Annotated in this window: 5 protein-coding genes; 1 reads left to right on the plus strand and 4 read right to left on the minus strand. The window is 66.6% G+C overall.

Translation table 11 applies throughout. The features are described from left to right. Positions 1 to 159 precede the first annotated feature (159 nt). The gene (locus I71_RS28305) at positions 160 to 1,512 is read left to right on the plus strand and encodes a GH1 family beta-glucosidase (RefSeq protein WP_042702075.1); all 1,353 of its coding nucleotides are present in this window, start codon (positions 160 to 162) and stop codon (positions 1,510 to 1,512) included. Between the two features lie 15 nt (positions 1,513 to 1,527). Here the strand turns inward: I71_RS28305 and I71_RS28310 are convergent, their stop codons facing one another. The 4 genes from I71_RS28310 to I71_RS28325 all read right to left on the minus strand — a co-directional run. Further along, on the minus strand, positions 1,528 to 2,067 hold the full coding sequence (locus I71_RS28310; RefSeq protein WP_042702077.1) for a glycine cleavage system protein R: 540 nt from the start codon (positions 2,065 to 2,067) through the stop codon (positions 1,528 to 1,530). A 148-nt stretch (positions 2,068 to 2,215) separates the two neighbouring features. Continuing rightward, entirely contained in the window at positions 2,216 to 2,503 is a 288-nt protein-coding gene (locus tag I71_RS28315) for an immunity protein Tsi6 family protein (RefSeq protein ID WP_042702081.1), read from the minus strand. 31 nt (positions 2,504 to 2,534) lie between these two features. Continuing rightward, positions 2,535 to 3,095, minus strand: a complete 561-nt coding sequence (locus I71_RS28320; protein WP_042702084.1) for a polymorphic toxin type 46 domain-containing protein — start codon at positions 3,093 to 3,095, stop codon at positions 2,535 to 2,537. 136 nt (positions 3,096 to 3,231) lie between these two features. Continuing rightward, positions 3,232 to 3,498 (minus strand): metallopeptidase TldD-related protein (locus I71_RS28325; protein ID WP_042702087.1); only part of this gene is annotated, 267 nt, incomplete at its 5' end.

Here is a 3,498-nt window from a genome sequence, read left to right on the forward strand (position 1 = left end):
GACCATAGGAGCGCCGCGCCGTCCTGTCGACCGCGATATGGTGACGGATTGCTCGACGGGGAGTGGTGCCCCGCGCCGCGCCGGCAGCGACGATTGGCCCCTTCCGCCTGGACGGGAAAGGGGTAGGATTCCAGGCGTCCTCCACTTGGGTGAGCCGCCATGGCCGAACGTCCGGTTGTTCCCAGAGATTTTCCGTGGGGCGATTTTCTGTGGGGTGCTTCCACCTCCGCCTACCAGATCGAGGGCGGGGCCGGGACCGACGGGCGGGCGCCCAGCATTTGGGACAGCTTTTGTCGGCTGAAGGGGCGGGTCGACAATGGTGACAGCGGCGACGTCGCCTGCGACCATTACCACCTGATGCCGCAGGACGTTGATCTGATGGCGGGTTTGGGCCTGCAGGCCTACCGCTTCTCCGTTTCCTGGCCGCGGGTTCTGCCGCGCGGGCGCGGGGCGCCGAACGGGAAGGGGATGGATTTCTATGACCGGCTGATCGACCGGCTGCTGGACCGGGGGATCGAGCCCTGGCTCTGCCTCTATCATTGGGACCTGCCGCAGGCCTTGCAGGATCTGGGCGGCTGGAGCACCCGCGACAGCATCGGCTGGTTCGAGGATTACGCCGCACTCTGCGCCCGGCGCTATGGCGACAGGGTGAAGCGCTGGGCCACCTTCAATGAGTTCTCGGTCTTCACGCTGTTCGGCTGGGCCTTCGGCTGGGGAGCGCCCAGCATCGCCGACCGCGCCACCCATCTGAAGGTGATCCACCACGTCAACCTCGCCCATGGTGCCGGGGTCGACGTGCTGCGGGCGTTGGTGCCGGATGCCTCCATCGGCGCGGTGCACAGCGTGCAGCCGATGCGGCCGGAGACCGAGCGGCCGGAGGATGTCGAGGCGGCGGCCCTGTTCGACGAGCATTGGAACCGCGCTTTCCCCGACGCGCAGTTGCGCGCCCACTACCCACGCCGCATCGCCGAGGCCATCGAACCCTATGTGCAGCCCGGTGACATGGCGCGCATTGCCCGGCCGGTGGACTGGTTCGGGCTGAACCATTATGCGCCGGTCTACGGCCGTCGGGACGACAGCCTGATCTGGGGCTTCGGCTTCGGTTCGCCGCCTCCGGGGATGAGGCGGACGGACATCGACTGGCCCTATGACCCCGGCTGTTTCCGCGACACGCTGCTCGACCTGACGCGGCGCTACCGTTTGCCGATCTATGTGACGGAGAACGGTTACGGCACCAAGGCGGCGGAAACGCCCGACGTCGAGGGGCACGTGGTCGATACGGAGCGGTTGGCCTACCTCCAGGCCTACATCGCGGCGATGGCGGAGGCGAAGCGCCTGGGCGCCGATGTGCGTGGATATTTCGTCTGGTCGCTGCTGGACAATTTCGAATGGGGTGGCGGCTATGGCACGCGATTCGGCATCGTCCGGGTCGATTTCAAAACCCAGGCGCGGATCCCGAAGGAGTCCGCGCGCTGGTATTCGGAGCTGATCCGGGGGGTGAGGGGCAAGTAGGGTCTAGGCCGTCCCTTACAGCGCTTCTGTCCGGCAGGTCAGCCCCAAGGTCTCCGCTGTGTTCGCCACCGCCGACAGGCAGACATCCGCCCGCTCCGCCGGGATCGACACCGAGAAGCGCAGGACATAGCGTTCGCCGACGCGGTCGGGCAGGGTCTGGGCGTCCAACCGGACGATGTTGGCGTCGAACTGAGTGAAGATCTCCGACAGGCGGGCCACAAGACCGGGCTGGTCACCGCCCGACACCTCGACGCGGTGGGTGACCATTGCCTGTGGACCGGGTTGAGGATCGAAGGCGAAGGGGCTGACCTTCACATCGGCGCCGGCCAGGACCGGCAGGGACGACAGGCTGGCCTGGATTTCCGCCACCGTCAGGCCGCCCGGCAACTCGCAGACCGCAGAAAATTCGGCGCCGGTGCCCAGCGAGGCGAAGGTTGCGTCGCGCAGGTTGATCCCCTGTTCGAACAGGTGGCTGGTGATGCCGGAAACCAGCCCGACCCGGTCGGGGCAGAAGGTGGAAACCAGGGCCAAGCCAGCGGTCGATTCCGTCGCCATCGCACATCTCCCGTATCGATCTTGCCGTTTTGATCTTGCCGTTTTGATCTTGTTCAAGGGGCACGGGCCCGGCCGTGCCGTCCGGAAGGGCGATCATCGAAGCGGGACGCCGCGAACGCCAGCACAAAATATCGTGCAGCCCCGGCGATCAGCCGCGGAACAGGTGGCGGATGGCGGCGCTGATGGCGTGCAGTTCCGCAGCCAGCGCCGGGTCGACGTCGTCGACATAATGGGAGGCGAGCAGGCCGAAATTCAGCTCCTCGGCGCGGTCCAGCCGTTTGGTTCCGTCCCGCGCCGCACTGTCGACATAATCGAGCTGGTGCTGGATGCTCGTCAGCCAGCTGTTCTCCGGCTCCCGCCGTGCCAGTGCGGCAACCCCGGCCTGGGCCTGCGCGATGCGGTGGCGCAGCTCGTCGGTGGTGGCGATGTCGGGCATGGCGGGACTCCGGTGCACTGGGGATGGGGGCTTACTGTACCAGCCCGCCGTTGGCGACGCCTGCCTTCACGCTGTTCGGCACCACGACCTGGGTGCAGCCGCCCGCCGTCTGCACGCTGGTGCCCGGAGTGGTCCAGCTGTCGACGATGGGGGCGGCGACCGACTTCAATCCCTGGCCTGTCGGCAGAACCGCCTTGTATTCGGCCCGGCCCGCACCGGAGATGCCGAGGCAATCGGGTGTCGCCGTCACGACAGGCGAGAAGAAGTTGCCGAAGCGGATGCTGTCATAGCCGGTGCGGACATACTGATACCAAGTGGTGCCGGTGGCGACATCGATCACCTCCAGCGGCTTGGAAAAATCGATCCCCTTCGAATCGTCGGAATAGCGGGCGGAGGTCAGGTCGGTGGAGGCATAGAAATAGCTTGCCACCACCACGCGGGCGTTCAACTGGTCGGCGCTGGAGCCGGGGGCCTTGGCGGCGGTCACCTGTTCGGCGGTTGGGGCGGTCTGGGCCTGCCCGGGAAGAGCCGAGGCCAGCGTCAGGCCAAGGGCGAATGCTGCGGCCTTGCAAATGCGGGAAAGAGAATTCATCGGCGATCATCCATCCGGAAAATTGAAAAACTCCGGCGGAACGATACCAATGCAATCGACCCTTCCAAGCTCCGAATGTCGACAGGGCCGGACCGCAGGCACGGTCCGGCCCTGTTTCAGGATATGAGGCCCGGTATCAGGCGGCGGTGCCGCCGACCGTCAGCCCTTCCAGCTTCAGCGTCGGCTGGCCGACGCCGACGGGCACGCCCTGGCCATCCTTGCCGCAGGTGCCGACGCCGGGGTCGAGGCGGCTGTCGTTGCCGATCATCGACACCCTGGTCAGGCTGTCGGGGCCGTTGCCGATCAGGGTGGCGCCCTTCACCGCAGGGCCCAGCTTGCCGTCCTCGATCAGGTAGGCTTCGCTGGCCGAGAAGACGAACTTGCCGTTGGTGATGTCGACCTG

Origin of the sequence: Azospirillum sp. B506, from assembly GCF_000333595.1 — a bacterium.
GTDB lineage: Bacteria > Pseudomonadota > Alphaproteobacteria > Azospirillales > Azospirillaceae > Azospirillum.